This window comes from Devosia geojensis, assembly GCF_000969415.1.
In the GTDB taxonomy this organism is placed as follows: Bacteria; Pseudomonadota; Alphaproteobacteria; order Rhizobiales; family Devosiaceae; genus Devosia; species Devosia geojensis.
In genome coordinates, this window is sequence record NZ_JZEX01000123.1 from 1 (window position 1) to 22871 (window position 22871).

Genomic DNA, 22871 nt, shown 5'->3' on the forward strand with positions numbered 1-22871 from the left:
ATCGATGCTTCCCCCCACCCCCGACCCCTCCCCTCAAGGGGGAGGGGAGCGATCGCGCGTGCTTTCGTAAAACTAGGCTACTCGCTTGTAGGACTCCCGAACCCCAGCGCCTGCCGCACGTCGGCCGCCGTCCAGCCGGCGGCGCGCAGGTCGGCGAGGCTTTGCGAGCCGCGCGATTTGGCGAGCTTGATATCCCCGTCGTCGAGAACGAGCCTATGATGGCAGTAGAGCGGGGCGGGAAGTCCCAGCAGGGCCTGCAGCAGGCGGTGCAGGTCCGTGGCGTGGTAGAGGTCCATGCCGCGGGTGACGTGGGTGACGCCCTGGAAGGCGTCGTCGACGGTCACCGACAGGTGGTAGCTCGTCGGGGTCTCTTTCCTGACGATCACCGCGTCGCCCCATTTTTCCGGATCGGCGGCAAGCTCGGATAGATTTCCCTTTATGTCGAAGCTGGTGACGGCCAGCGGACCCGTTAACGCATGGGCCTTGTCGGTCAGCAATCGCCACTGGTACGGGTGGCACTTGGCCAACCTGTCGGCCCTCTGTTGCGCCGAGAGGTGACGGCACGTGCCGGGATAGAGCGGCGCGCCATCCGGGTCGGTCCCGGTCGCCCGCTCCGCCACCTGCCTTCGCGTGCAGAAGCAGGGATAGAGGAGGCCCATCTCCTTCAGCCGCGCCGCCGCCTCGGCATACGCCTCGAACCGGGTCGACTGGCGCAGCACCGGCTGCGGCCAGGAAAGCCCGAGCCAATGCAGGTCCTCGATGATCGCGGCGTCGAATTCGGGTTTACTGCGCTGAGCGTCGATGTCCTCGATGCGCAGCAACGCGATGCCGCCCAGTGCCTCGGCGACGCTCCAGGTAAACAGCGCCGAATAGGCGTGACCCAGGTGCAGCCGGCCGTTGGGGCTTGGGGCGAATCGCAAAACCGGACGAGATGGCATAGATCATCCCTTTGAAAGGACATCGCTTAGCATGCACGACAAGCTCCCGACAGAGCGGCTGGATTCCGAGGACGCCGTCGCCCGGCACCTCACGGCGCTGATCGCGCGCGACCCGCGGCTGGCTGTCGTCTACGAGCGGGCGGGGCCGTTTCCGCCGCGCACGGCGCCAAGGGGCTTCGCCGGGCTCGCCAAGGTCGTCTGCGGCCAGCAGCTCTCGGTCGCCAGCGCCAATGCCATCTGGGCGCGGTTCGAGGCATTGCCCGGCGCGCTCGATCCGCAAGGGTATCTCGGCCTCGACGAGGAGACGGTGCGCGGCGTCGGCTTCTCGCTCGGCAAGTTCAGGACGGTCAGGGCCATCGCCGAGGCGGTGGTCGCGGGCGATCTCGATTTCGCCCGCGTCGAGGCGCTGCCGGCCGAGGAGGCGGTTGCCTATCTCACCGCCCATCGCGGCATCGGCCCGTGGACGGCCGAGATCTACCTCATGTTCTGCGCGGGACACCCGGACGTCTTCCCGGCCGGGGACCTAGCGCTGCAGAAGGCCGTCGCCCACGGGCTCGGGCTTGACGCGCAGCCCTCGATCAAGCAGTTGATCGAATTGGCGCGGGAGTGGTCGCCGCATCGCGCGACGGCCGCGCTCCTCTTCTGGCGCTACTACGCCGCCATGCGCGGCAGGGAGGGGATCGTTCTATGACGGCAACGCTTTCCGGGCCGATGCTGGCCCCGAAATCGGGCGGAGCGCCAAGGCAGGCGGTCGTCATCCTCCACGGCTACGGGGCGGACGGCAACGACCTCATCACGCTCGGCGCGCAGTGGCAGGCGGAGCTGCCCGACGCGATGTTCCTGGCGCCCAACGCGCCCGAGCCGTGCGCGGGCAATCCGTTCGGCTTTCAGTGGTTCGACCTCGACTACACCACCGACCGCGTCGCCAACCGGCAGGAAGGCCTGCCGCTCGCCCGGCCGGTGGTGGTCAGGTTCCTGAAGGATTTCTGGGCGCAGACGGGCCTTAGCCCCAAGGACACCATTCTCGTCGGCTTCAGCCAGGGTGCGATGATGGCGCTGCATGCGGGCCTGTCGCTGCCCGAGCCGTTGATGGGAATCATCGCGTTTTCGGGCGCGTTCATTGCGCCGGAAGGGTTCGGGCCGGCTTCGGCGAGGACCCCGGTCTGTCTCGTCCATGGGGACATGGACAATGTCGTCGATCCCGATTTCAGCCGCCAGGCGGCGGAGGCGCTGGAAGCAGCGGGCGTGCCTGTAGCCTACCATGTGTCGCACGGGGTCGGCCACGGCATCTCGCCCGATGGCCTGGCTTTCGCCAGCGCCTTCATCGCCGACGTTTCGGCCCGGTCCTAGAGCGCTTTCAGGAAAGCGGACACCGTTTTTCCGGTTCGAAAGCGCGACAAAACAAAACCCGGAGCTTCCGTTCTGATTCCATCAGGACGGAAATGCTCCAGGCCGCTGTCGCAGAGCTGTTTTGCCCGCTTCACAGCCGTGTCACAAACGGCTTAGTATAAGGGCGCTATGGACTTGACTGATTCCCGCTTCGGGAGACTCACGTGACGATCCATGTGTCGCCTGAGGGCTGTCCCGCACTCGTGCTGAACGCCGACTTCCGTCCGCTCAGCTATTATCCTCTCTCGTTATGGTCGTGGCAGGACGCGATCAAGGCCGTGTGCCTGGATCGGGTCAACATCGTCTCGGAATACGACACGGCCATCCACAGCCCGTCCTTCGAGATGAAGCTGCCGAGCGTGGTCTCGCTCAAGGAATACGTGAAGCCGGCCAAGCATCCGGCGTTCACGCGCTTCAACGTGTTCCTGCGCGACCGCTTCCAGTGCCAGTACTGCGGCTCCAAGGATGACCTGACGTTCGACCACGTCATCCCCCGCTCCAAGGGCGGGCGCACGACCTGGGAGAACGTCGTGGCCGCCTGCGCGCCCTGCAATCTCAGGAAGGCCAACCGCATGCCGTGGGAAATCAAGATGTTCCCGCGCCAGAAGCCTTACCACCCGACGGTCTTCGACCTGCACAACAACGGCCGCGCCTTCCCGCCCAACCACCTGCACCGCAGCTGGCTCGACTACCTCTACTGGGATATCGAGCTGGAGCCGTAGGCCATCCTTGTCCGTCTCTCCTTGTCGAGCGGCCTGCCAATAACTATTATTGGCTGTCCCGAACGTGGAGAACGGCGATGGCGATCAGCGCGGAACTGGGCGAGACCCTCGAGAAGGTGGTGAACGACCTCGTCGCCACCGGCCGCTACAACTCGAAAAGCGAAGTGCTGCGCGAGGGCGTGCGCCTGGTGCAGGAGCGCGAGGCGCGATTGCGGGCGGCGCTGGAGCGCGGACTCCAGGATGCCGAGGAAGGACGCGTCAAGCCGCTGGATGAAGTCGCCGAGCGCCTGATCGCGAAGTACCGGAACATGGCCGAGACGTCGCATCAATGACGGTGACGATCTCGGAAGAGGCGCAGGGCGATCTGGAGTCGATCGCTTACTTCATTGGCATGGACAACCCGTTACGGGCGGCAAGTTTCGTCGAGGAACTGGTGGCTCATTGCCACACGTTGGTCGATCATCCCCTGCGATACCCGCTGGTGCCGGACTTCGAAGAACGCAATCTGCGCCGCATGCCTTACCGCGGATATTCGGTCTTCTATCAGGTGACCGGCAAGGATGTGGCCGTCATCCACATCCTCAACGATGCCCGGGACCACCGGACTATCTTGGAGAGCTAGTCTTACGCCACTGGACCGCGGCGGCGAGCGCCAGCAGCGCAACGACGGCAACCGAGACCAGTGCGTTGTAGCCGGCGAGCGACAGCCCCAGGAACCGGAACTGCACCGCGTCGCACGGAACGATGCGGGCCGCGTTGAGGTCCGAGAGGGCGTCGAACCCGACGGCTTCGCCGACGCCCGTGCAGGTCGTGGGACCGGGCCAGAAGCCCCATTCGACGCCGGCGTGGTAGATGCCGAGATAGGCGCCCCACACGAAGATGGCGGCAACCACGGCGATCGCGATGTACCAGACGGCGAGCGGCAGCCGGTTCCAGAGCAGGAGGACGAGCGCGAGGACCGGCAGGCCCCAATAGTAGGCGAGGCGCTGCTCGAGGCAGAGCTCGCAGGGCACCAGCCCGCCGATATGCTCGGAGGCAAGCGCCAGGAGGATCGCGGCGAGGCCGATGAGGAAGGCGGCGCCGGCGGCGAGCTTGTCGAGGGGAACGGTGCGGGCTTGGGGCATGTCGATCTCGCGAACGCGCTGTCGCGCCTCGATTAGCCGGAGCCGGGCCAAAACGCCAGCCTCATGGCAGGCTTGTGATGGCCGGCGGTTCCGCTTTGCGCAGCCGATTGACGGGCGGCGGCTTTCGGGCTAGTCCGGCTCATCCTACCGATCGGGCTCACCTGCCCGAAGCTGCGGGCGTGGCGGAACTGGTAGACGCGCCGGACTCAAAATCCGGTTCCGAAAGGAGTGTCGGTTCGATTCCGACCGCCCGTACCATCTCCTGCGAACACTTCGATGGATATTCGACGTGACGGCTCCCGTCAGCCCGCCACCGCGCCGTTGCGCACGGGGGATGGGGCAAGGTGCTGCAGGCTCTCCCCGACATCGCCCAGGATCTCGACCAAGGGGCGCAGCGCATGGCCGGCTTGGGTGAGCTCGTAGACGACGCGCACCGGAACCTCGGGATAGATCGTGCGGAAGACGAGACCGGCGGCCTCCAGGGCGCGCAGGTCGAGCGTGAGCATGCGCTGCGAAATTTTCGGCATTTCACGGCGCAGCTCGTTGAAGCGCTTGGGGCCGTCGAGAAGCGAATAGACGAGGACGATCCGCCAGCGGCCGCCGAGCACGCGGATGGCGTCTTCCACGTGGCAGCCGGACACGCTCTCCTTCATTGGGTCCACTCCAGGTATAGAATATGTACCTACATAGGAAAAATGTGTCTCCTTTACAATCGTAACCATTGCCTCCACCTCTCGGCTGCAAACCGAAAAGAGGTGAAGAAGATGAGTGATGTGACGGTGATTGGCCTCGGGCCGATGGGCGCGGCGCTGGCGCGTGCCCTGCTGGCCCGCGGGCATAGCCTCACGGTCTGGAACCGCAGCGAAGAGAAGGCCGCGCCGCTCGTCCGGCAGGGCGCGGTGAAGGCTGCCAGCGCAGCCGAGGCGATAGCGGCAAGCCCGCTGACGATCCTTTGCCTTGCGGACTACGCGGCCGTGGACGCGGTCCTGGCGGCAGGCGGCAACGGCGTCAACGGGCGGGCCATCGTCAGCCTCGGATCCGGTACGCCGCAGGACGCGCGGCGCGTGGCCGAGACGATGGCGGCCCGGAACGCGGCTTTCCTCTGCGGCGCAATCATGGTGCCGCCCGCCGTGGTGGGCAAACCCGAGGCGCTGTTCTTCTACAGCGGAGCCGAACGGGTGTTTAGCGAGCAGCGCGGGATTCTCGAAGCGCTCGGAGGCGATGCCCGCTTCCTCGGAACGGATCCGGCGCGCGCGCTTCTCTACAACACCGCTCTTCTCGGCCTTTACTGGTCGACCATGGCGGGATTCCTGCACGCTGCCGCGCTGGTCGGGACGGCGGGAGTGGGCGCGCGGGATTTTGCGCAGGTGGCGCGCGAATTCCTCGCCGTGCCGTCGCAGATCATCGGGTCCTGCGCCGACCAGATCGATGCCGGCCGCTACCCGGGCGAGGCCGGGCGCCTCACCATGGACGCGACCGCCATGGATCATCTCATCGACGCCAGCAGATCGCAGGGGATCGGAGCAGCCGTGCCGCTGTTCCTGCGTCGGCTGGCGCAGGAGGCGATCGAGGCGGGGCATGGCGCTGCGAGCTTTGCCGCGATCGTCGAGGTGCTGAGAGGCAAGACGGAAGCGGCGTGAACGCCGTCTCCGGAACGCACCGGCCCCGCGGGTCTCCCCGCGGGGCCGATTGTCGCGCATTGGTTGTTTAGTAGACGTAGACGGTCAGCTGCTGGCCGGCGCGCTGCACGGCAAAGACGCTGCCCGCATTGTACTGGGAGCGGCTGAGGGCGGCCGCGATCAGCGGATCGGACATCACCGCGCCCTGCATCTGGCCGTACTTGCCCTGGGTTGCAAGATACCCCGCCACCTGGCGCTTGAGCGGCGCGCAGACCCGGATCGGAACGATCTGGATGTTGGAGGCGCGGTTCCAGCCGCTCAACTGCGTGTTCTGGAAGAGGCCGACGAGCTGGTTGGGATCGACGCCGGCGCAGTTGGCGCCCGGCGCGTTGATGAAGACGCCGCCTCCACCACCACCGCCGATGATGACGCCGGGTCCGCCCGGGTTGCCCGGGCCGCCAGGTCCCCCCGGGCCACCGGGATTGCCGGGCCCGCCGGGCCCTCCGGGATTGCCCGGACCGCCAGGTCCGCCGGGACCTCCGGGTCCGCCAGGACCACCGCCATCCCCGCCGATCCCGACATCGAGATCGAGCAGATTGTCGCCGCCGACGCCCAGGTTGGCCGTGGCGAGGCCGCCGCCGACATTGGCGTCGACGTTGAGCAGGCCATTGCTGCCGCCGCTGCTGACATTGGCTTCGACGAGGCCGTTGCTGCCGCCGCCACCGCCGGGCAGGACGTTGGCGTCGAGCACGTTGCCGCCGCTGCCGCCGAGGCCGACATTGATCACGCCGCTATTGCCGGCGGGCCCACTGTCCAGCGTCACCAGCGCGCCGCTGTCGCCGTCGCCGATGACGCCGCCCAACAGGCCGCCATCTCCGCCGAGAAGGCCGCCACCGTCTCCGCCGCCCAGAAGTCCACCCTCTCCTCCGAGAAGTTGGGCACTGGCAGGTGCGATGATTAGGGTCGAGGCAAGCAGTGCGCCTGCAATCGACTTCATGAACCGCGAATACATCTTGTGCCTCATTTCCGTTTGCATGGGTTAACCCAGTCACTTTTGTGACCCATGCAATGCACGCCCCAGGTTGAGAATCTTTACGGAATCGAGGAGAGTCAATTTTACAGAGACTCAAGTCAAAATCAGTCTGTAATTGGTTCTTGTTTAAATTCGGATCGCGAACTTGTGAAGCAAAAGGGGCTTTTCGACTGAAGCAATCGTTTTCTATTAAGTGGAGGAAGCTCGGAAGGCTTGAGCGAATAGTTTTGGAGGTTCGGGGGCGTGATTTGCACCTGGTTCGACGCGAGGGCGTCGCTTCCACGCTCGCTCAGACGGCGAGACGGATGAGGTAGACGGCGATGACGCCCGCGGCCATGGCCGGGAAGAGGCTGCGCGTGGCGACGAACACCAGGGCGGTGATCGCGGCGGCGGCCGCCTCGGCGATGCCGCCCGTGGCGATGGCCGGGGCGATTAGGGCGGCGAGCACCGCGCCGGGAATGTGCCTCAGCCACGCGGCAAAGAAGCCGTCGCGCGGCAGCTTGTCGGCGATGACGAGCCCTCCGGCGCGGATGGCGTAGGTGGCGAGCGCCATCAGCACGATGGCGAGGAGCGCTTCAGGCGAGACGGTCACGGCGGCTCCGGGTTTCAAGAAAAGCGCCGGCGAGGCTCCCGACGAGGCCGCCGATGATGATGTACCAGTTGCCCTCGATGAGCCGTGCGGCAACGAGCGCGGCGGCGGCGCCGACGAGCCACGGCACGAGATCGGCCTTGCCGCGCCACATGCCAAGGAGTAGGGCGAGGAAGGTGGCGGTGAAGGCAAAATCGAGGCCGTAGGCGGCCGGATCGTCGATGGCGGCGCCGGCAAGCCGCCCGACGAGCGTTGCACCGAGCCAGGCGAGATAGATGGCAAGGCCGCTGCCGACGAGGAAGGCGGGCGACGTCGGCCCGCGCTTCATCTCGCCGACGGTCAAGGCCCAGTTCTCGTCGGTCGCCGCGAACATGGCGGCGAAGGCGCCGGGGCCGAGCCGGCCGGGAAAGAGCGGGCGCAGCGTTGCCGTCAGCATCACATAGCGCAGGTTGACGACGGCGACGGCGACGACGATCGCGGCGATGGGGAGCGCTGCCGGATTGCTCGTCCAGAGGTCGAGGGCGACGAACTGGGAGGAGCCGGCAAAGACCAGTCCGCTCATCAGCAGCACCTCGAGAACGCTGAGGCCCGCCTGGCCGGCGAGCACGCCCCAGACGAGGCCGTAGGCGGCAACGGACACGCAGACCGGCAGGCAGAGGCGCGCGCCGCGCGCCAGCTCGTCAAGGGCGCTGCCGTTTTGCCTGCGACTCATGAGGATATCTCCATGCCCGTCAGCCATGCAGATATCGGCCGGGCTTGCCCAATGACAAGTGCTGATCGAAGCGATCAACCGGCGCGATGCGTCAATGGCGGGATCTGGCGCAGAGCGTGTCCCAGGCGGCCATGGCGCCGTCGACGATGCCGTCGAGCACGGCGCGCGGGGCTCCGTCGCGAGCCTGGATGGCGATGCCGTTGATGACGGTTGTGTAGAACGAGGCGACGGCGCGTGCGTAGGTCCCGGCCGGCACGTCGCCGTCGGCGATGCCGCGCTTGATCCGGCGGGTGAAATGCTCGAGCGAGGAGAGACGGCGCTGGGTCAGGTGCGCGCGCACCTTCTCGTCCTGCGGCGGGCCGACAGCGGCCGAGAGCACGATGAAGCAGCCGCGCGGGGTCGTCGGGTCGACCGCGGTCTCGGCGTTGCGGTGGAGCGCGCCTGCTATCGCCTCGCGGGCGGTGGCGAACGCGTCGAGCTCGTCGGGCGAGACGCAGCCATAGGTGCGCTCGTAGAGATCGAGCGCTTCGTAAAAGAGGTTCTCCTTGCAGCCGAAGGCGGCATAGAGGCTGGGCTTGTTGATGCCGAGCGCCTGCGCCAGGTCGCCGACGGAAGTGCCCTCATAGCCGCGCTCCCAGAAGAGGCGCATGGCCTTATCCAGCGCTTCGTTCCGATCGAATTGTCGGGGGCGTCCTGCCAAAACCGGGTGTCCAAACTCTTTCTGTACCGATCATTATAAAATCGTTGACCGCGCCGGGCAAGCGTGGCAGCAATTATATACCGGTCGTTACAGAATGGAGTGATTTCATGCGATCCAAACCGCAACTCGAGGGACAGGTGGCGCTGGTGACGGGAGGCAGCCGCGGCATCGGCGCGGCGATTGCCGAGACGCTGGCCCGCAACGGGGCGGACGTCGCCTTCACCTTCGTCTCCAATGGCGAGGGGGCGTTGGCGAGCGAGAACCGCATCCGCAGCCACGGGCGCCGTCCGCTCGCCATCCAGGCCGATTCGGCCGATCCCGACGCCGTGGCCGCGGCGGTCGAGCAGGTGGTCGCCGAGTTCGGGCGGCTCGACATCCTCGTCAACAATGCCGGCATCGCGCTCGGCAATGCGTTCGAGGCGGCGACGCGAGAGGAGTTCGACCAGACCTTCGCCATTCACGTGCGTGCGCCCTTCTTTGCGGCGCAGGCGGCGGCCAGGCACATGCGCGAGGGCGGGCGGATCATCTCCATCGGCAGCAACCTCGGCGAGCGGGTGGCGCTGCCAGGCCTCAGCATCTATTCGGCCAGCAAATCGGCGCTGACAGGGATGACGCGGGCGCTGGCGCGCGAGCTCGGGCCGCGCGGCATCACCGTCAACCAGGTCAATCCGGGCTCGACCAATACCGACATGAACCCGGCCGACGGTCCCTACGCCGGCGAGCAGGTCAAGCTCACCGCGCTCGGCCGGTACGGCGCGGCCGAAGATATCGCGGCGAGCGTCCTCCACCTTGCCGGCCCCGGCGGGCGCAGCATCACCGGCACCGCCATCCTGGTCGACGGCGGCGCCAACGCGTAGAGCTCCCCATCGCGAATTCTCTGAAAGGATGCCAGGCGCCTTCCCCTCTCCCCTTGTGGGAGAGGGACAGATTTTCCGCGTCCAGCGGAAAATCAGGGTGAGGGGTCTGCGATGCTGCCAAGTCAACCAGCGTTTGTCGAAGCATCGCAGACCCCTCATCCGCCCCTTCGGGGCACCTTCTCCCACAAGGGGAGAAGGGAGAAGTGCCATAAGCGTGCCTGGAGGCGAAGGAACCGCCGGGTTCAGTTTATCGGTCCGGGTGCGGGAACCGCCGTTCCAGCCAATCGACGGCGAAGGCGACGATGGCGGGAGCGTCGACCAGAACCGAGGGCGCGGCGCCGATGGTGCCGCGCTTGCCCTGGCCGGTTGCGAGGAAGTCCTCGACCACCTCGGCGAAATAGAGATCGTCGAGACCCTCGACGATTGGGTTGCCGGTGTCGAACTCCTCGAGGTCGCGCCAGACGACCTCGCCGTTCTCGAGAAACGGCGTCTCGTAGCGCTTGATGCGCTTGCCCGGAATATCGGCGAGGTGCTCGGCATGGTGCAGCAGCGTCATGGATTCGAGCGGCGCGCCGACGAGCAGCACCTTGCCGCCGGCTTCGACGAGCCGGGCAAGGGGCGAGCGTTCACCATAGCCGTAGGAGAGCGCATGGTCGGCCAGCAGCCACTCGCCCTTGGCGCCGATGGCGGCGCAGGACGGACCGGGACTGGCGCTGCGCAGCGCGCCGGGCGTCGTGCGCAGGAACTCGGGGAAGGCGCCATTGTCGCGGATGGCGCGCGATGCCCGGGGATCGAAGGCGGGCGCATGCGGACGTAGCTCCGGGTCCGTCGCCCATTCGTCTTCCCAGAGCCAATCGGTATAGGCCATCAGCGTGCCGCTCGGCCCGACGGTGTCGCGGACGGCGCCGATCAGCGTATCGGGACCGCCGAGAATCGGGCCGACCGAGCGCAGGCCGGCATGGGCCATGACCGTGTCGCCCGGCTTGACGCCAAGCGAGGCGACGTCGCGGGCGAGCTCGGCCCGCGTCCAGAGGGTCGCTGTCATCGGTTAACCGCGTGCGTAAGCGATCTTGCGGGTGTTCTCTTCGGCGATGGCGCCTTCGCGCGCATCGTAGATCTCGCGGGCTTCGAGAATGGCTATGTGGTGCTCGGCCGACCAGTCCCAGAGGCTCTGGATCGGGCCGTCGAGGGTCTTGCCCATTTCGGTCAGGGTATATTCGACGCGCGGGGGGACCTCGGGATAGATGGTGCGGGTGACGAGGCCGTCGCGCTCGAGGTTGCGCAGGGTCAGGGTCAGCATGCGCTGGGAGATGCCGTTGATCATGCGCTTCAATTCGTTGAAGCGCAGGGTGCCGCTCTTGCCGAGGATGCCGACCACCATCACGCTCCACTTGTCGCCGATGCGGTTGAGCACGTCCGACATGGCCAGGCAGTTGGCCGACTTGCTTGTATCCGCGATGGACATGGATGCTGCCTTTCTAGATTGTGCCTTGGGCACTAATATAGACACGGTTACCGATTGTGCCTAGGGGTGGAGATTGTAAGATCACGACAAGCGCCCCGGCCATGATCTAGAAGCATCGGGAGCCAAACAGGGAGAACGCGTCGTGACCGCAGCCGAACTTGAAGCCCTCGTCGATGCCATGACGCTCGAGGAGCAGGTGTCGATCCTTTCGGGCGAGGATTTCTGGTCGGTGCCGGCGGTGCCGCGCCTCGATATCGGCAAGCTGCGGGTCACCGACGGGCCGAACGGGGCGCGCGGCGGCGGGTCGCTCATCGGCGGGGTGAAGTCGGCGAGCTTTCCGGTCGGCATCGCGCTCGGCGCCACCTGGAACGTCGAGCTCGTCACCGAGATCGGCGCGGCGCTCGCCGACGAGGTCAAGTCGAAGAGTGCGCATATGCTCCTGGCGCCGACGGTCAACATCCACCGGTCGGTCACCAACGGGCGCAATTTCGAGTGCTATTCGGAGGATCCGATCCTCACGGGCGAACTGGCGGCCGCCTATATCACCGGGCTGCAGGGGCAGGGGATCGCGGCGACCATCAAGCACTATGCCGGCAACGAATCCGAGATCGAGCGCACGACGATATCGTCGCAGATCGACGAGCGGGCGCTGCGCGAGATCTATCTCGTCCCCTTCGAATGGGCGGTGAAAAAGGCGAGCACCTGGGGCGTGATGAGCTCCTACAACAAGCTCAACGGCACCTATACCTCCGAGCACAACTGGCTCTTGACCACGGTGCTGCGCAACGAGTGGGGCTATGACGGCATCGTCATGTCCGACTGGTTCGGCTCGCATTCGACCGTCGAGACGGTGAATGCCGGATTGGACCTCGAAATGCCGGGGCCGACCCGCGACCGGGGCGACAAGCTCGTCGCGGCGGTCAAGAGCGGCGAGGTCAAGGCCGCGACGGTGCGCGAGCGGGCGCTCAACGTGCTGCGCCTGATGGACCGCACCGGCGCGCTCACCGATACGCGCGCGTTCGAGGAACGCGCCGACGACCGGCCCGAGCATCGTGCCCTCATCCGCCGCGCCGGCGCCGAGGCGGCGGTGCTGTTGAAGAACGAGGGCGTGCTGCCGCTTTCCGGCAAGGATCGGGCCTAATGCGAAGATCGCGCAGATAATGGGCGGGGGCAGCGCGCAGCTCAACGCCCACTATCGCATCAGCCCGTGGGACGGGCTCACGGCCGCGCTCGGCAAGGAGCGCCTCGCCTTCGCGCCGGGCTGCACCAACCACCGCTTCGAGCCGCTGCTCAAGGGCCGCTTTCGCGTCGATTATTTCGCCAACGACACGTTGTCGGGCGAGCCGGTCCACACCGCCATCCAGGACGAGGCGCAGGCCTTCTGGATCGGGCGGATCGCCGAGGACAAGGTCGACCCGAAGCAGTTTTCGGTGCGGCTGACGGGGAGCTACACGGCCGAGGCGACCGGCGAGCACCGGGTCGGCATTTATGCGGCAGGCCGCGCCAAGGTCTATGTCGAAGGCACGCTCATTGCCGACGCCTGGACCGATTGGAAGAAGGGCCGCACCTTCTTCGAGGAGGGGTGCGACGAGGTCGTCGGCACCGTCGCGTTCGAAGCCGGGCGCAGCTACGAGGTCACCATCGCGTTTGCCACCAAGCCGCATGCCGTGCTCGGCATCGCGGGCTTTGCCGCCGGCATCGGCTATCCGCTGGGCGATGCGGCCATCGCCGAGGCGGCGCGGATCGCGGCGGATGCCGAAACAGCCATCGTCTTCGTCGGGCGTAACGGGGAGTGGGACACCGAGGGCAGCGACCTGCAGTCCATCATCCTGCCCGGGCGGCAGAACGAACTGGTCTCGGCCGTCGCGAAGGCCAATCCCAACACCGTCGTCGTGCTGCAGACCGGCGGGCCGGTGGAGATGCCGTGGCTCGGCGAGGTCGCGGCGGTCATCGAGGCCTGGTATCCGGGCCAGGAGGCGGGCAACGCCATCGCCGACGTGCTGACGGGCGCGGCCGAGCCCGGCGGGCGCCTGCCGCAGTCCTTCCCGGTCAAATGGGCGGACAACCCGACCAACAGCCAGGACGCAGAGGTCTATCCAGGCCTCGACGGCAAGGTGCGCTACGAGGAAGGGGTGTTCATCGGCTACCGCCACTACGACAGGCACGGCATAGCGCCGCTCTTTCCCTTCGGCTTCGGCCTTTCCTATACGCGCTTTGCGCTTTCGGACCTCGAGGTCGACGACAGCCAGTTCGAGGCGGACGGGGTGGCGACGGTGACGTTGACCGTCGCCAATACCGGCGAGCGGGCGGGCTCCACGGTCGTCCAGCTCTACGTTTCAGATGACGTTGCTTCCCTCGACCGGCCGGGCAAGGAGCTCAAGGCCTTCGCCAAGGTGCATCTTTCGCCCGGCGAGCGGCAGGATGTGTCGCTGCGGCTCGATGCGCGCGCCTTCGCCTTCTATTCGGCCTCGGCCCGCCACTGGCTGGTCGAGGCGGGCGAGTTCACCCTTCGCGCCGGCACCTCCTCGGCCGACCTGCCGCTCACGGCAAAGATCAGCCGTTCGACGACGCTCATGCTGCCGGTCTGAATACGATAGTCAGGCGGCGCTGAGCACGCGCAGCACGGCTTCCGGGTCATGCTCGATGACCTTGAGATAGGCGAGAAGCGCGCTGTCCGGATGCGTGCGCCCCTGTTCCAGGTCGCGCAGGCGCCCGTAGCTGATGTGGAAGCGCTCGGCGAACTGCTCCTGGGTGAGGCTCAACCGATCCCGGATGGTCTTGGAAAGACGCGCGGCAGCGAAGCGCTCGATCTCCTCGTCGGTCAGCGGCGGGTTGTCCGGGTCGGAAAGCGCAGCCGCGGTGATCTCCTCGTCGGTCAGCGCGTCGAGCCGGGCCTGCTGCTCCGGAGTCATCTTCGGCGCGTTGTTGGGGTCGAGCCTATATCTAACGATCGCCATAGATTCGATCCTCCTTCGGATTTGTCCGGCGGGCGGAAATCAGGCGGCCAATGGCACCACTTCTCGCGAAGATCACGGCATAGAGCTTGCCGTTTACTGCCCCGATGGCCTTGTAGCGCTGTTCACCGTCCTCAGGTCGGGTAGTGTTCACGATCACGAGCCGCGGATCGAGGAACACGGCGGTGGCAAACTCGAACGTAACCGCGTGCTTTTGCTCATTCGTCCCGGCCTTTCGGCTATCCCAAGCAAAATCGACCGGCCGATCCATATCTGTAGTATTGCGGGATTTCCGCAGTTACGTCAAGCTGCGGAAATCCCGTAGTTCAGGCTGCCTTATGCTGGGCCGCATGCAGGCCGAGATAAAAGTCGAGGTTGGCGTCCTTCAGCCCCAGTTGGTCGAGAATGGCGGCCATGAAGCTCACCGGTGCAGTGCCGGGGGCGGTGACGATCCTGCCGTCGGTGACGGCGTAGGGCACATCCTGGTAAAGGTCTGCGCCGTTGTAGCCGGATTTAGGCAGATTGTCGGGCGAGTTCGAGGTGTGGCGCACCGTGTCGAGCACGCCCGAGCGCGCCAGCGCCAGCGTGCCGTCGCAGATGCCGCCGACGATCTTGCCGGCCGCGAGGGCGTCCCGCACGAGCTTGCCGATGTCGGGAGCGTCGGGCTGCGACCAGGCGGTGCCGCCGTTGACGAGCAGCACGTCGAAATCGTCGAGGTCGACGTCTTCGATCGCCACATCAGGTGTCACCTTGAGGCCGCCGGCCGAGGTCACCGGCTTGCCGCCGGGCGCCGCAAAGCGCGTCTCGATGCCGTAGTAGCCCTTGGCGACGGCGTTGAGCAGGGCCGTTTCCCAGTCGGCATAGTCCTGTGTGAGGATGGTGAGGAAGGTTGTCATCTTGCGTTTCCTCTTGTCTGATGCGACGAGATTAGCGGTGCACCCGACCAGAATTTGTCAGCAGCGGATGGCGCCCATATGGCCAAGCGTTCCGAGCAGAGCGCCGGCGCGCCTCGCTCGACCCGCCGGGGCTGACGTGAAAGCGTTCACAAACCTGTCGGCGCGCCTCCCGCCACATTGAGGCCGCGTTCATCGGCTGGTAAGACTTCCGCCCGAACCTTCCGCCATTGGAGACAGAGACTCGTGCATTTCGCCCGGCGCCTCGGCCTCGCTTTCCTCTTCGCCCTCGCTTCCATCGCCAGCCTCGCCGCGTCCGCCGCGGCCAATCCGCTGCTGCTCGTCGATATCGACACGCTCGAAGTGCTCGAGGCGCAGGAGGCGGGGCAGCCCTGGCATCCGGCTTCGCTCACCAAGCTGATGACGGCGTTCGTCGCCTTCGAGCAGATCTCGCTCGGCAACGTCAGCCTCGATACGCCCGTCACCCTTTCCAAGGCCGCGGTTGCGCTGCCGCCGAGCAAATCCGGACTGCCGGCCGACAGCGCCGTCTCGATGCAGGACGCGCTCTATATCCTGCTGGTCAAGTCGGCCAACGACATGGCCGTCGCCATCGCCGATACGGTCGGCGGCTCGGAAGCCGGGTTCGTCGCGCTGATGAACGATGCGGCCCGGCGCATGGGCCTTTCGGCGACGCACTTTTCCAATCCGCACGGCCTGCACGATCCCAGCCAGGTCACCTCGGCGCGCGACCTCGCTGTGCTCTCGCTCTATATCCTGCAGAACTATCCGCAGTACGCGCCGATCTTCGGCACCGAGGAGGTGACGATCGGCAAGCGCGTCTATGAATCGCAGAATGCGCTCCTCACCAAATTCGCCGGCACCACCGGCATGAAGACCGGCTATGTATGCTCTTCGGGCCTCAACATTGTTGCGACCGTCGAGCGCGGCGGGCGGCGGCTGCTCGCCGTGGTGCTGGGAGCGTCCTCGGGCCGCGAGCGCAACGAGCGCGCCGCCGAGCTGGTGCTGCGGGGCATCTCCGGCGCGCGCACGGGGCAGAACCTCATCGCCCTTCCCAACCAGGCCGGCGCGCCCGTCGACATGCGTCCGATGATCTGCGGGGCGCAGGCCAAGGCGTACGTCGCGGCGCAGGAGGCGGCGTTTCCCATGGGCCTCGAAGGCCAGCCGAGCTATCTCACCGACACGGTGGCCGCGCGCAGCTATGCGGCATCCGATCTCGGTCGCATCCGCACCGGCGTGCCGCTGCCGCGCCCGCGCCCCGAGCACATGCCGGTGACGATCGTGCCCACCGGCCAGCCGGGGGCGGTCGCAGAGGCTGAGCTGCGTCCGGGGCTCTCGGCGACGGTCACCGCCGCCGGCATCCCGTTCCCGCGTCCGCGCCCGAATTTCTGAGCGTATTTAGCCCGCGTTCTTGACGATCTCGAAGCGCAGCACGCCCGCCTCTTGGGCGAACGTCACGGCATGGCCGTTCTGGCGGCAATGGAGAGGGATATCGACCTTGGCGATCGGGTCGGTGGCGAGCACTACCAGGCGGGCGCCCGGCGCGAGGGCCTCGAGCCGCTTTTCCATGCGCAGGACCGGCAGGGGACATTTCTGCCCCCTGGCGTCGACGATGTCGGGGTCACTGGCCAAGCAGCAGCACCCAGTGCACGCCGTAGGCCGAGTTCGGATTGGCGGCGACGGCAAGGCCGGCGCGGCGCGCCCCGGCGGTGGCGAGAGCGGCGGCATCCGGCGAGCTGTTGCGCCAGCCCGAGAAGGTTTCGGCAAAGGTCGCATAGCCGGCGCTGGACCGCATGGCCGCGACGCCCTCCGGCGTGCGCGGCGAGGTGCCGCTCGCGGCATACTGGTTGGCGAGCTGCTGGGCCTGCGCCTCGAGGCCGGCATCGGCGGTCAGCGCGCCGGCGCCGACGCTGGCGCGGTAGGCGTTGACCAGACCGAGCGCCTGCGCCTTGTCGAGGCTGGCGCCGGGCTGGTCCATCCGCGCCGACAGGCCCGCCGGAAGCGCGGCAGGCGCGCCGCCGCCGGAAAAGGCGCTGCAGGCGGCAAGCAGGGCCGCGAGCGCGGCAGCGGCGAGGGTCGGCAGCGGCCGAATGGCGCGGCGGAGCAGGGTCTGGTCGGTCATTCGTCTTCCTTTGAAAGGGTCAGCTCGCCCCCAAGCGTGCCACCTATAGCGCATCCATCAAGAAATGCTGAATCGCGCGGCGCGCGAGCGTTCGCGGCTCATGCGCAGAAATGGAGCGGGCGGCTGGCCATCGGTCAAGCTTGGGAGTGGTGATCCCGACGCGATTCGAACGCGTGACCCCAGGATTAGGAATCCTGTGCTCTATCCTGCTGAGCTACGGGACCACATCATGGGAGATAGCAAAATTGCGTCCGCTGGCAAACCCCCGCTCGATGCGCATACGTGCTAAGGCTTGCCGATATCCGTCCAGCCGAGACCCGGGCGGGACTCGAATGCGTCGACTGTGGGGTGACCATGACGGATACCGATTTCGAGAGCCTGATCGCAGAGGCCGAGGAGCGGCCGTTCGTCGGGTGGAACGTGTCGTATGACGGCCGCATCCGCACGACGATGCCGTGGGACTTCGCCGGCATCGTCGATGCGCACGCGCGCGAATCCGCAACCCTCCTCGATCTGGGAACCGGTGGCGGGGAATGGCTGAGCCGCCTGCCTCATCGACCCGTCCGCACCGCGGCCACCGAGGGGTGGGCGCCCAATGTGCCGGTCGCCCGCGCCCGGCTGGAGCCGCTGGGGGTGGAGGTCTTCGCGGTCGAGGGCGCGCCGGACAACGTCGATCAGGACTCTCCCTTCGAGGGTGGGGCGCTGCCCTTTGCCGACGACAGCTTCGACCTGATCGTCAGCCGCCACGAATCGTATGTCCCCGCCGAACTGAGGCGCGTGTTGCCGTCGGATGGCGTGTTCCTGACCCAGCAGGTCGCGTCCGGCGCCGCGGACGATTTCTACAGATTGCTGAACCAGTCGCCGCCGCCGGTCGAAACGGCCTGGAACCTGGCATTCGCCAAGCGGCAGCTGCAGGACGCAGGCTTCGAGGTCGTCGAAGAGGCCGAGGGGCGCGAGCGGACCGAGTTCGCCGATGTCGGGGCGTTCGCGTGGTACCTCAAGAACATGCCGTTCATCTATCCGGACTTCTCGATCGCGGCCGCGATCGAGACCTTGCGGGAGCTGCACGAGGGCGTGCGGGCGGGCCGCGCGATCGTCGTCGGCCTGCCTCTCTTCCGCCTGAAGGCGCAGCCTCTCTGCCCGCGTTCGAGTGGGCATGAGAGCGGCGGGATCGGGTCGCATACGGTTACGCCTTGGCCTTGAGGCGCGCAATGGGGCCGGTTAAGCGGCGCTTTTGCTGTCACTTGGTCCGGGTGTGGTAAGGGTTTGCACACCGGTGTGAACTAAGGGTGCCGGTGCGCGCCGATTTCGCCGGGGCTTCGATCACAAGGACGGGCGATGCTGCTAGACCAGACCTCGCTGATGCTGGCCATTGGATTTTCCGGGGCCGCGCTCGGGGTGACTTTGTTCATCGCATGGCTTTCCGCGCGTAGCGAGCAGTTCCTGTTTCGCCTTGCCGTCGGCGTCGTCGCGCTCGTCTGCGGGGTTGCCGTGTTCAGCGGCTATCGCGAGGACTATTCGGTCGCCCGGCACTTCCTCGGCTTCATGTTCGTGCTCCTCGGCTTCTGCCTCGCCTGGAACAGCGCGCGGCATTTCCGCACCGGCTCGGCACCTGCCGGGCCGACGGCGCTGATCGCGCTCCTCACCATCGGGACGACCGCCGTGCCGTTCGCGCTCGGCCTCGACGGGCTCGGGGCGATCGTCGCCAATGTGCTGGCCACCGGGGTGCTGGTGGCGACGGCCATCGAGCTCTGGCGGGCGCGGGCCGAGGCGCCGGTGCCGATACGCGTCACCGCGGCGCTCTATTGCGTCGGGGCCACCTCGTTCTTCCTCTGCGCGCTCGCCCTCGTCATGGAGGGGGACATGGTGCTCCCGGGCGCACCGGCCAACTGGGCCGAGGAGATCAACGCGATCGTTGCGATCTTCGCCATGAGCGGCATCGGGGCGCTGTCGCTGGCGCTGCACCAGTCGCGCCTGGCGCGCCGGCACCAATCCGAGGCGATGACCGACCCGCTGACGGGCCTTCTCAACCGGCGCGCGCTCTTCGACCGCTTCGGGCAGGAGCCGCTCGCCGGGCCCATCGCGGTGCTGCTCTGCGACCTCGATCATTTCAAGTCGATCAACGACATCCATGGGCACGCGGCGGGCGACGACGTGCTGCGCCAGTTCGCCTCGACCGTGCGCCAGCTCGTCGGCGCGCAGGGCGTGCCGGCGCGGCTGGGCGGCGAGGAGTTCGCCGTGGTGCTGCCGGGCGCCGGCGCGCCGCAGGCCGCCGTGATGGGCGAGCGCATCAGGGCGACGTTCGCCGGCTGCGGCCTCGAAACGCTCGCGGGACCGGTGACCTGCACCGTCAGCATCGGGGTCGCGGTGTGCGAGGAGCCCAGGGACGGGTTCGAGACACTGCTCGGCCAGGCCGATGCGGCGCTCTACGCGGCCAAGCGCGACGGACGCAACCGCGTGGCGGTGCGCAACCTGCAACTCGTCGCCTGAAGCGGACACCGGGCGCCGACTCCCGGAACCCCAAGTGCTGCATATTGGCAACGCCCGGCCGCTTCCTGCCACGCGTTCGCCTGAAAATGACCGGCAGGGCCGCGCGGGTAATCTTTTTTTGCCGTATTCTGGTGCACGGTAAACGAAATCCTTCGGGGCTCCATTTGCTGAAAGCCAGTGTGACCAGCGTTGCCTTGCTCGCCGCTGCCGCGACGATCGCCGCGCCCGCACGCGCGTGCGAAGAGCTGCGCGCGGGGCCGGTCGGCGTCGTCACGCAAGTGGTCGACGGCGATACCGTGATGCTGGACTCGGGCCTTGTCGTGCGCATGATCGGCACCCAGGCCCCCAAGCTGCCGCTCGGGCGGGAGGGTTTTGAAGCCTGGCCGATGGCCGAGGAGGCGCGCGAGGCGCTCGTTTCCATGGCCCTCGGCAAGCGGGTGCGCCTCGGCTATGGCGGGCAGGAGGTCGACCGCTACGAGCGGGCGCTCGCCCATGTCTTCGTCCTCGGCGACGGCGAGGATGACGTCTGGCTGCAGCGCGAGATGGTGGGGCAGGGGCTCGCCCGCGTCTATTCCTTCCCGGACAACCGCAAATGCCTCGGCCTGCTCTATGCGGCGGAGGGCTCGGCGCGCGGCGGGCGGCTTGGAATCTGGACCGATCCCTATTACAGCGTACGTGCGGCGGACCGGCCGGAAGAGATTCTCGCGCGCACCGGCCACTACGAACTCGTCGAGGGCCGGGTGCTGCTCGCCGACGAGGCGGGCGGGCGCGTCTATCTCAACTTCGGCCGCTACTGGAAGGAAGATTTCACCGTGGTGATCGAAGGGGCGGCTCTGCGGCTCTTTGCGGGTGACGGGCTCGATCCGTTGGCGCTCGAAGGCGCGCTCGTGCGCGTGCGCGGCTGGATCGACGAACGGGACGGCCCGCGCGTCGAGGTCACCCATCCCGAGCAGATCGAGGTCCTGGCGGCAAGATGATGGTTTCTGCCCGTCTCATCAATGGATTGCGCAAGGGCGTGCTGGCGACGGCGCTGGTGGCGCTGGCCGGCTGCACCGCGCTGACGCCCGGGAGCGTCGCGGTCAACCGCACCGGCGACAATCCGGCGCCGGTCATTGCACCGCCGCCGGCGAGCGACGACGAGATCATCGGCCAGCGCGAGCATCCGCGCATCATCGCGGCTTTTGGCGGGGTCTATTCCGACCGCCAGGCCGAGATCATGATCGCGCGCATCGTCTCGCGGCTGCTGGCCGCCGCCGATCAGCCCAATGCCCAGTTCCAGGTCACCATCCTCGATTCCCCCGAAGTCAACGCCTTCGCGCTGCCGGGCGGCTACATCTACGTGACGCGCGGCATCCTGGCGCTCGCCTCCGACACCAGCGAGCTGGCGGCGGTCCTCGCCCATGAGATCGCGCACGTGACGCTGCGCCATGCGCGCGCGCGCACCGACCGCAGCCGCACCACGGCGATCGTCGACCGGGTGATCACATCGGTCTTCGGCGGCGACACCTCGAACGACGCGGTCGCCAGCCGCTCGCGCATGTCGATGGCCGCCTTCAACCAGAACCAGGAGCTGGAGGCCGACCGCGAAGGCATCAAGATCGCCGGCAAGGCAGGATACGATCCGCACGCGGCCGCCCGCTTCCTCGGAGTGATGAGCCGCTTCGCTTCCTTCTCGGCCGGCAGCGACAACGGCGACGACTTCCTTTCCTCCCACCCTTCGACGCCCGACCGCATCCAGAAGGCCGCCGAAACTGCCCGCAGCCTTTTCGGCGCGCCGGGCACCGGCGAGACCGACCGCAGCGGCTATATGGACGGCATCTCGGGCCTGACCTTCGGCGACAGCCCATCGCAGGGGTCGATCGTCGGGCGCCAGTACATCCATCCGGGCGCGCGGTTCACCTTCACCGTGCCCTCCGGCTATACGCTGCAGACCTCGCAGAACGCCGTGGTCGGGGTCGCGGGCGACGGCGAGGCGGTGCGGTTCGATTCGACCAGCGTGCCTGCCGGCCAGTCGCTCACCGACTACCTCAAGTCCGGCTGGATCGCCGGCCTCAAGGCCGAGACCGTCAGGGCCGAGAGCCACAACGGCATCGAGATGGCGACGGGCCTGGCCGAAACCGACCAGTGGCATTTCCGCGTCTCGGTCGCCCGCATCGACGGCACCGTCTACCGCTTCATCTTCGCGGCCAAGGCGACGAGCGATCGCTTCACGCGCGGAGCCGAGCAGACGCTGGCGAGCTTCCGCCGCACGACCGCCGCCGACCTCTCCGGCATCCGTACGGTTGCCGTGCGGGTCGTCACCGCCCGCCCCGGCGACACCGCCGACAGCCTCGCCCGGCAGATGTCCGGCCTCTCGCGCGGGCCCGAGCTCTTCTATATCATCAACAACCTCTATCCGGGCGACCCCATCGTTCCGGGGCAGAAGTACAAGCTGGTGGCGCTGCAGTAGGTGCCTACAGCGCCCGCACCCTTGACGTGCGCAGGTCAAGGTAGAATATTCAAGGATAGGTAGAAGAGGATCTATCCGATGGCGCTCAGTATCAAGGATCCCGAGACCGAGCAGCTTGCGCGGGAATTGGCCAAGCATACGGGTGAAACGATCACCCAAGCGACCAAGCGCGCGCTGGCCGACAGGCTGCGGCGCGCACGCAAGCTGAGCGACGTGCAGAGGGATATTCTTCTCAGGGACCTTGAAGCCATTAGGGAGCGCATGAATGCACTTCCGGTTCTCGACAACCGCTCTCCCGACGAAATCATAGGCTACGACGAAAACGGCCTGCCGCGCTGATGGTCGTTGATGCTTCGGTCATTGCCGCTATCGCATTCGGTGAGCCGGAGGCGCAAGCGTTCGAGCTGGTGATCGCCGATGACCCGATCCGGTTGATTTCAGTCGCCACGCTTTTCGAGGCAACGATCGTCATCGAAACGCGCAACGGTGAACTCGGCGCGAGGGAGCTGGACATGTGGGTCAACAGGACCGGGCTCGAAGTAATGCCCGTCGATGCGGATCAGTATGCCATCGTACGCGACGCCTGGCGCCGCTTCGGCAAGGGTCGTCACCGGGCTGCCCTCAACTTCGGCGATTGCTTTTCCTATGCGCTTTCGGCGGTGACGCAGGAGCCCTTGCTCTTCAAAGGCGATGATTTCGCACGCACGGACGTGTTGCGCGTTGCGCTGCCTTGAGCGGACGCCAAACAGAAAGGCCGGCGTTTCCGCCGGCCTTCGTTTCGATCCCGTGTGCCGCTG

The 22871-nt window shown here is 67.0% G+C and carries 28 protein-coding genes, 2 tRNA genes and 1 pseudogene; 16 read left to right on the forward strand and 15 right to left on the reverse strand.

What is annotated here, in order from left to right; all coding sequences use genetic code 11:
- Window positions 1–77: 77 nt before the first annotated feature.
- A complete protein-coding gene (gene gluQRS / locus VE25_RS14270) occupies window positions 78–938 on the reverse strand; it encodes a tRNA glutamyl-Q(34) synthetase GluQRS (protein ID WP_046109318.1) in 861 nt (286 codons plus the stop codon).
- Between the two features lie 31 nt (window positions 939–969).
- Between gluQRS and VE25_RS14275 the strand changes: the two genes are divergently transcribed.
- The 5 genes from VE25_RS14275 (at window position 970) to VE25_RS14295 (ending at window position 3671) form a co-directional block, all read left to right on the forward strand.
- Entirely contained in the window at window positions 970–1629 is a 660-nt protein-coding gene (locus VE25_RS14275) for a DNA-3-methyladenine glycosylase family protein (protein WP_046109319.1), read from the forward strand.
- Complete coding sequence (locus VE25_RS14280; protein ID WP_046109320.1) at window positions 1626–2288, forward strand: alpha/beta hydrolase; 663 nt, start codon at window positions 1626–1628, stop codon at window positions 2286–2288. Before VE25_RS14275 ends, VE25_RS14280 begins: the two co-directional genes overlap by 4 nt.
- A gap of 203 nt (window positions 2289–2491) precedes the next feature.
- Window positions 2492–3049 carry an HNH endonuclease gene (locus VE25_RS14285; RefSeq protein WP_046109321.1) on the forward strand — a complete coding sequence of 186 codons (558 nt, stop codon included), beginning with the start codon at window positions 2492–2494 and terminating at the stop codon, window positions 3047–3049.
- Window positions 3050–3126: 77 nt separating this feature from the next.
- A complete protein-coding gene (locus VE25_RS14290) occupies window positions 3127–3381 on the forward strand; it encodes a type II toxin-antitoxin system ParD family antitoxin (RefSeq protein WP_046109322.1) in 255 nt (84 codons plus the stop codon).
- Window positions 3378–3671: a type II toxin-antitoxin system RelE/ParE family toxin gene (locus VE25_RS14295; RefSeq protein WP_046109323.1), complete on the forward strand. Its 294-nt coding sequence runs from the start codon at window positions 3378–3380 to the stop codon at window positions 3669–3671. The genes VE25_RS14290 and VE25_RS14295 overlap by 4 nt, the downstream gene beginning before the upstream one ends.
- Here VE25_RS14295 and VE25_RS14300 read toward each other — a convergent pair.
- Window positions 3655–4173, reverse strand: coding sequence for a disulfide bond formation protein B (locus VE25_RS14300; protein WP_046109340.1), 519 nt, complete (start codon window positions 4171–4173; stop codon window positions 3655–3657). The two genes, VE25_RS14295 and VE25_RS14300, sit on opposite strands and share 17 nt — an antisense overlap.
- A 173-nt stretch (window positions 4174–4346) precedes the next feature.
- Here VE25_RS14300 and VE25_RS14305 point away from each other — a divergent pair.
- A tRNA-Leu gene (locus tag VE25_RS14305) sits at window positions 4347–4431 on the forward strand.
- A 44-nt stretch (window positions 4432–4475) separates the two neighbouring features.
- On the opposite strand, the gene VE25_RS14310 is transcribed toward VE25_RS14305, so the two are convergent.
- Window positions 4476–4826, reverse strand: a complete 351-nt coding sequence (locus VE25_RS14310; protein ID WP_046109324.1) for a winged helix-turn-helix transcriptional regulator — start codon at window positions 4824–4826, stop codon at window positions 4476–4478.
- A gap of 111 nt (window positions 4827–4937) precedes the next feature.
- On the opposite strand from VE25_RS14310, the gene VE25_RS14315 reads away from it, so the two are divergent.
- Complete coding sequence (locus VE25_RS14315; protein WP_046109341.1) at window positions 4938–5813, forward strand: NAD(P)-dependent oxidoreductase; 876 nt, start codon at window positions 4938–4940, stop codon at window positions 5811–5813.
- A gap of 67 nt (window positions 5814–5880) precedes the next feature.
- Here VE25_RS14315 and VE25_RS23380 read toward each other — a convergent pair whose 3' ends face one another.
- The 4 genes from VE25_RS23380 to VE25_RS23545 form a co-directional block, all read right to left on the reverse strand.
- Window positions 5881–6789 (reverse strand): hypothetical protein, encoded by a 909-nt coding sequence (locus VE25_RS23380; protein ID WP_244466935.1) that lies wholly within the window; start codon window positions 6787–6789, stop codon window positions 5881–5883.
- 325 nt (window positions 6790–7114) lie between these two features.
- On the reverse strand, window positions 7115–7417 hold the full coding sequence (locus tag VE25_RS14325) for an AzlD domain-containing protein (protein WP_052731983.1): 303 nt from the start codon (window positions 7415–7417) through the stop codon (window positions 7115–7117).
- On the reverse strand, window positions 7401–8126 hold the full coding sequence (locus VE25_RS14330) for an AzlC family ABC transporter permease (protein ID WP_046109325.1): 726 nt from the start codon (window positions 8124–8126) through the stop codon (window positions 7401–7403). The genes VE25_RS14325 and VE25_RS14330 overlap by 17 nt, the downstream gene beginning before the upstream one ends.
- A gap of 91 nt (window positions 8127–8217) precedes the next feature.
- Entirely contained in the window at window positions 8218–8775 is a 558-nt protein-coding gene (locus VE25_RS23545; RefSeq protein ID WP_083988957.1) for a TetR/AcrR family transcriptional regulator, read from the reverse strand.
- A 158-nt stretch (window positions 8776–8933) separates the two neighbouring features.
- On the opposite strand from VE25_RS23545, the gene VE25_RS14340 reads away from it, so the two are divergent.
- Window positions 8934–9683 carry an SDR family NAD(P)-dependent oxidoreductase gene (locus VE25_RS14340; RefSeq protein WP_046109327.1) on the forward strand — a complete coding sequence of 250 codons (750 nt, stop codon included), beginning with the start codon at window positions 8934–8936 and terminating at the stop codon, window positions 9681–9683.
- A 247-nt stretch (window positions 9684–9930) separates the two neighbouring features.
- On the opposite strand, the gene aac(3) is transcribed toward VE25_RS14340, so the two are convergent.
- Together aac(3) and VE25_RS14350 are read right to left on the reverse strand one after the other, a co-directional pair.
- Entirely contained in the window at window positions 9931–10728 is a 798-nt protein-coding gene (gene aac(3) / locus VE25_RS14345) for an aminoglycoside 3-N-acetyltransferase (protein ID WP_046109328.1), read from the reverse strand.
- Window positions 10729–10731: 3 nt separating this feature from the next.
- Window positions 10732–11148, reverse strand: coding sequence for a winged helix-turn-helix transcriptional regulator (locus VE25_RS14350; RefSeq protein WP_046109329.1), 417 nt, complete (start codon window positions 11146–11148; stop codon window positions 10732–10734).
- A gap of 178 nt (window positions 11149–11326) precedes the next feature.
- On the opposite strand from VE25_RS14350, the pseudogene VE25_RS23760 reads away from it, so the two are divergent.
- A pseudogene (locus tag VE25_RS23760) lies at window positions 11327–13736 on the forward strand (beta-glucosidase).
- A gap of 9 nt (window positions 13737–13745) precedes the next feature.
- On the opposite strand, the gene VE25_RS14360 reads toward VE25_RS23760, so the two are convergent.
- Genes VE25_RS14360 through VE25_RS14370 form a run of 3 tightly spaced genes read right to left on the reverse strand, consistent with a single transcriptional unit; the run spans window position 13746 to window position 14998 of the window.
- Window positions 13746–14105 (reverse strand): helix-turn-helix domain-containing protein, encoded by a 360-nt coding sequence (locus tag VE25_RS14360; protein ID WP_342019106.1) that lies wholly within the window; start codon window positions 14103–14105, stop codon window positions 13746–13748.
- Window positions 14092–14373 carry a BrnT family toxin gene (locus VE25_RS14365; RefSeq protein ID WP_046109330.1) on the reverse strand — a complete coding sequence of 94 codons (282 nt, stop codon included), beginning with the start codon at window positions 14371–14373 and terminating at the stop codon, window positions 14092–14094. Before VE25_RS14365 ends, VE25_RS14360 begins: the two co-directional genes overlap by 14 nt.
- A 55-nt stretch (window positions 14374–14428) precedes the next feature.
- Window positions 14429–14998: a DJ-1/PfpI family protein gene (locus VE25_RS14370; RefSeq protein WP_046109331.1), complete on the reverse strand. Its 570-nt coding sequence runs from the start codon at window positions 14996–14998 to the stop codon at window positions 14429–14431.
- Window positions 14999–15241: 243 nt separating this feature from the next.
- Here VE25_RS14370 and VE25_RS14375 point away from each other — a divergent pair, with 243 nt between their 5' ends.
- Window positions 15242–16405, forward strand: coding sequence for a D-alanyl-D-alanine carboxypeptidase family protein (locus tag VE25_RS14375; protein WP_046109332.1), 1164 nt, complete (start codon window positions 15242–15244; stop codon window positions 16403–16405).
- 6 nt (window positions 16406–16411) lie between these two features.
- Here VE25_RS14375 and VE25_RS22400 read toward each other — a convergent pair whose 3' ends face one another.
- From VE25_RS22400 to VE25_RS14390, 3 genes are all read right to left on the reverse strand, one after another.
- Window positions 16412–16645: a sulfurtransferase TusA family protein gene (locus VE25_RS22400; protein WP_046109333.1), complete on the reverse strand. Its 234-nt coding sequence runs from the start codon at window positions 16643–16645 to the stop codon at window positions 16412–16414.
- Window positions 16635–17135, reverse strand: coding sequence for a CAP domain-containing protein (locus tag VE25_RS14385; protein WP_052731984.1), 501 nt, complete (start codon window positions 17133–17135; stop codon window positions 16635–16637). The genes VE25_RS22400 and VE25_RS14385 overlap by 11 nt, the downstream gene beginning before the upstream one ends.
- A gap of 147 nt (window positions 17136–17282) precedes the next feature.
- A tRNA-Arg gene (locus VE25_RS14390) sits at window positions 17283–17359 on the reverse strand.
- A gap of 130 nt (window positions 17360–17489) precedes the next feature.
- On the opposite strand from VE25_RS14390, the gene VE25_RS14395 reads away from it, so the two are divergent.
- The 6 genes from VE25_RS14395 (at window position 17490) to VE25_RS14420 (ending at window position 22808) form a co-directional block, all read left to right on the forward strand.
- Complete coding sequence (locus VE25_RS14395) at window positions 17490–18338, forward strand: class I SAM-dependent methyltransferase (RefSeq protein ID WP_152664632.1); 849 nt, start codon at window positions 17490–17492, stop codon at window positions 18336–18338.
- A gap of 135 nt (window positions 18339–18473) precedes the next feature.
- Window positions 18474–19625 (forward strand): GGDEF domain-containing protein, encoded by a 1152-nt coding sequence (locus tag VE25_RS14400; protein ID WP_046109334.1) that lies wholly within the window; start codon window positions 18474–18476, stop codon window positions 19623–19625.
- Between the two features lie 179 nt (window positions 19626–19804).
- Window positions 19805–20602: a thermonuclease family protein gene (locus tag VE25_RS14405; RefSeq protein ID WP_052731985.1), complete on the forward strand. Its 798-nt coding sequence runs from the start codon at window positions 19805–19807 to the stop codon at window positions 20600–20602.
- The gene (locus VE25_RS14410) at window positions 20599–22074 is read left to right on the forward strand and encodes a M48 family metalloprotease (RefSeq protein ID WP_046109335.1); all 1476 of its coding nucleotides are present in this window, start codon (window positions 20599–20601) and stop codon (window positions 22072–22074) included. The genes VE25_RS14405 and VE25_RS14410 overlap by 4 nt, the downstream gene beginning before the upstream one ends.
- Window positions 22075–22152: 78 nt before the next feature.
- Entirely contained in the window at window positions 22153–22413 is a 261-nt protein-coding gene (locus VE25_RS14415) for a type II toxin-antitoxin system VapB family antitoxin (RefSeq protein WP_046109336.1), read from the forward strand.
- Entirely contained in the window at window positions 22413–22808 is a 396-nt protein-coding gene (locus VE25_RS14420) for a type II toxin-antitoxin system VapC family toxin (protein ID WP_046109337.1), read from the forward strand. The genes VE25_RS14415 and VE25_RS14420 overlap by 1 nt, the downstream gene beginning before the upstream one ends.
- Window positions 22809–22871 lie beyond the last annotated feature (63 nt).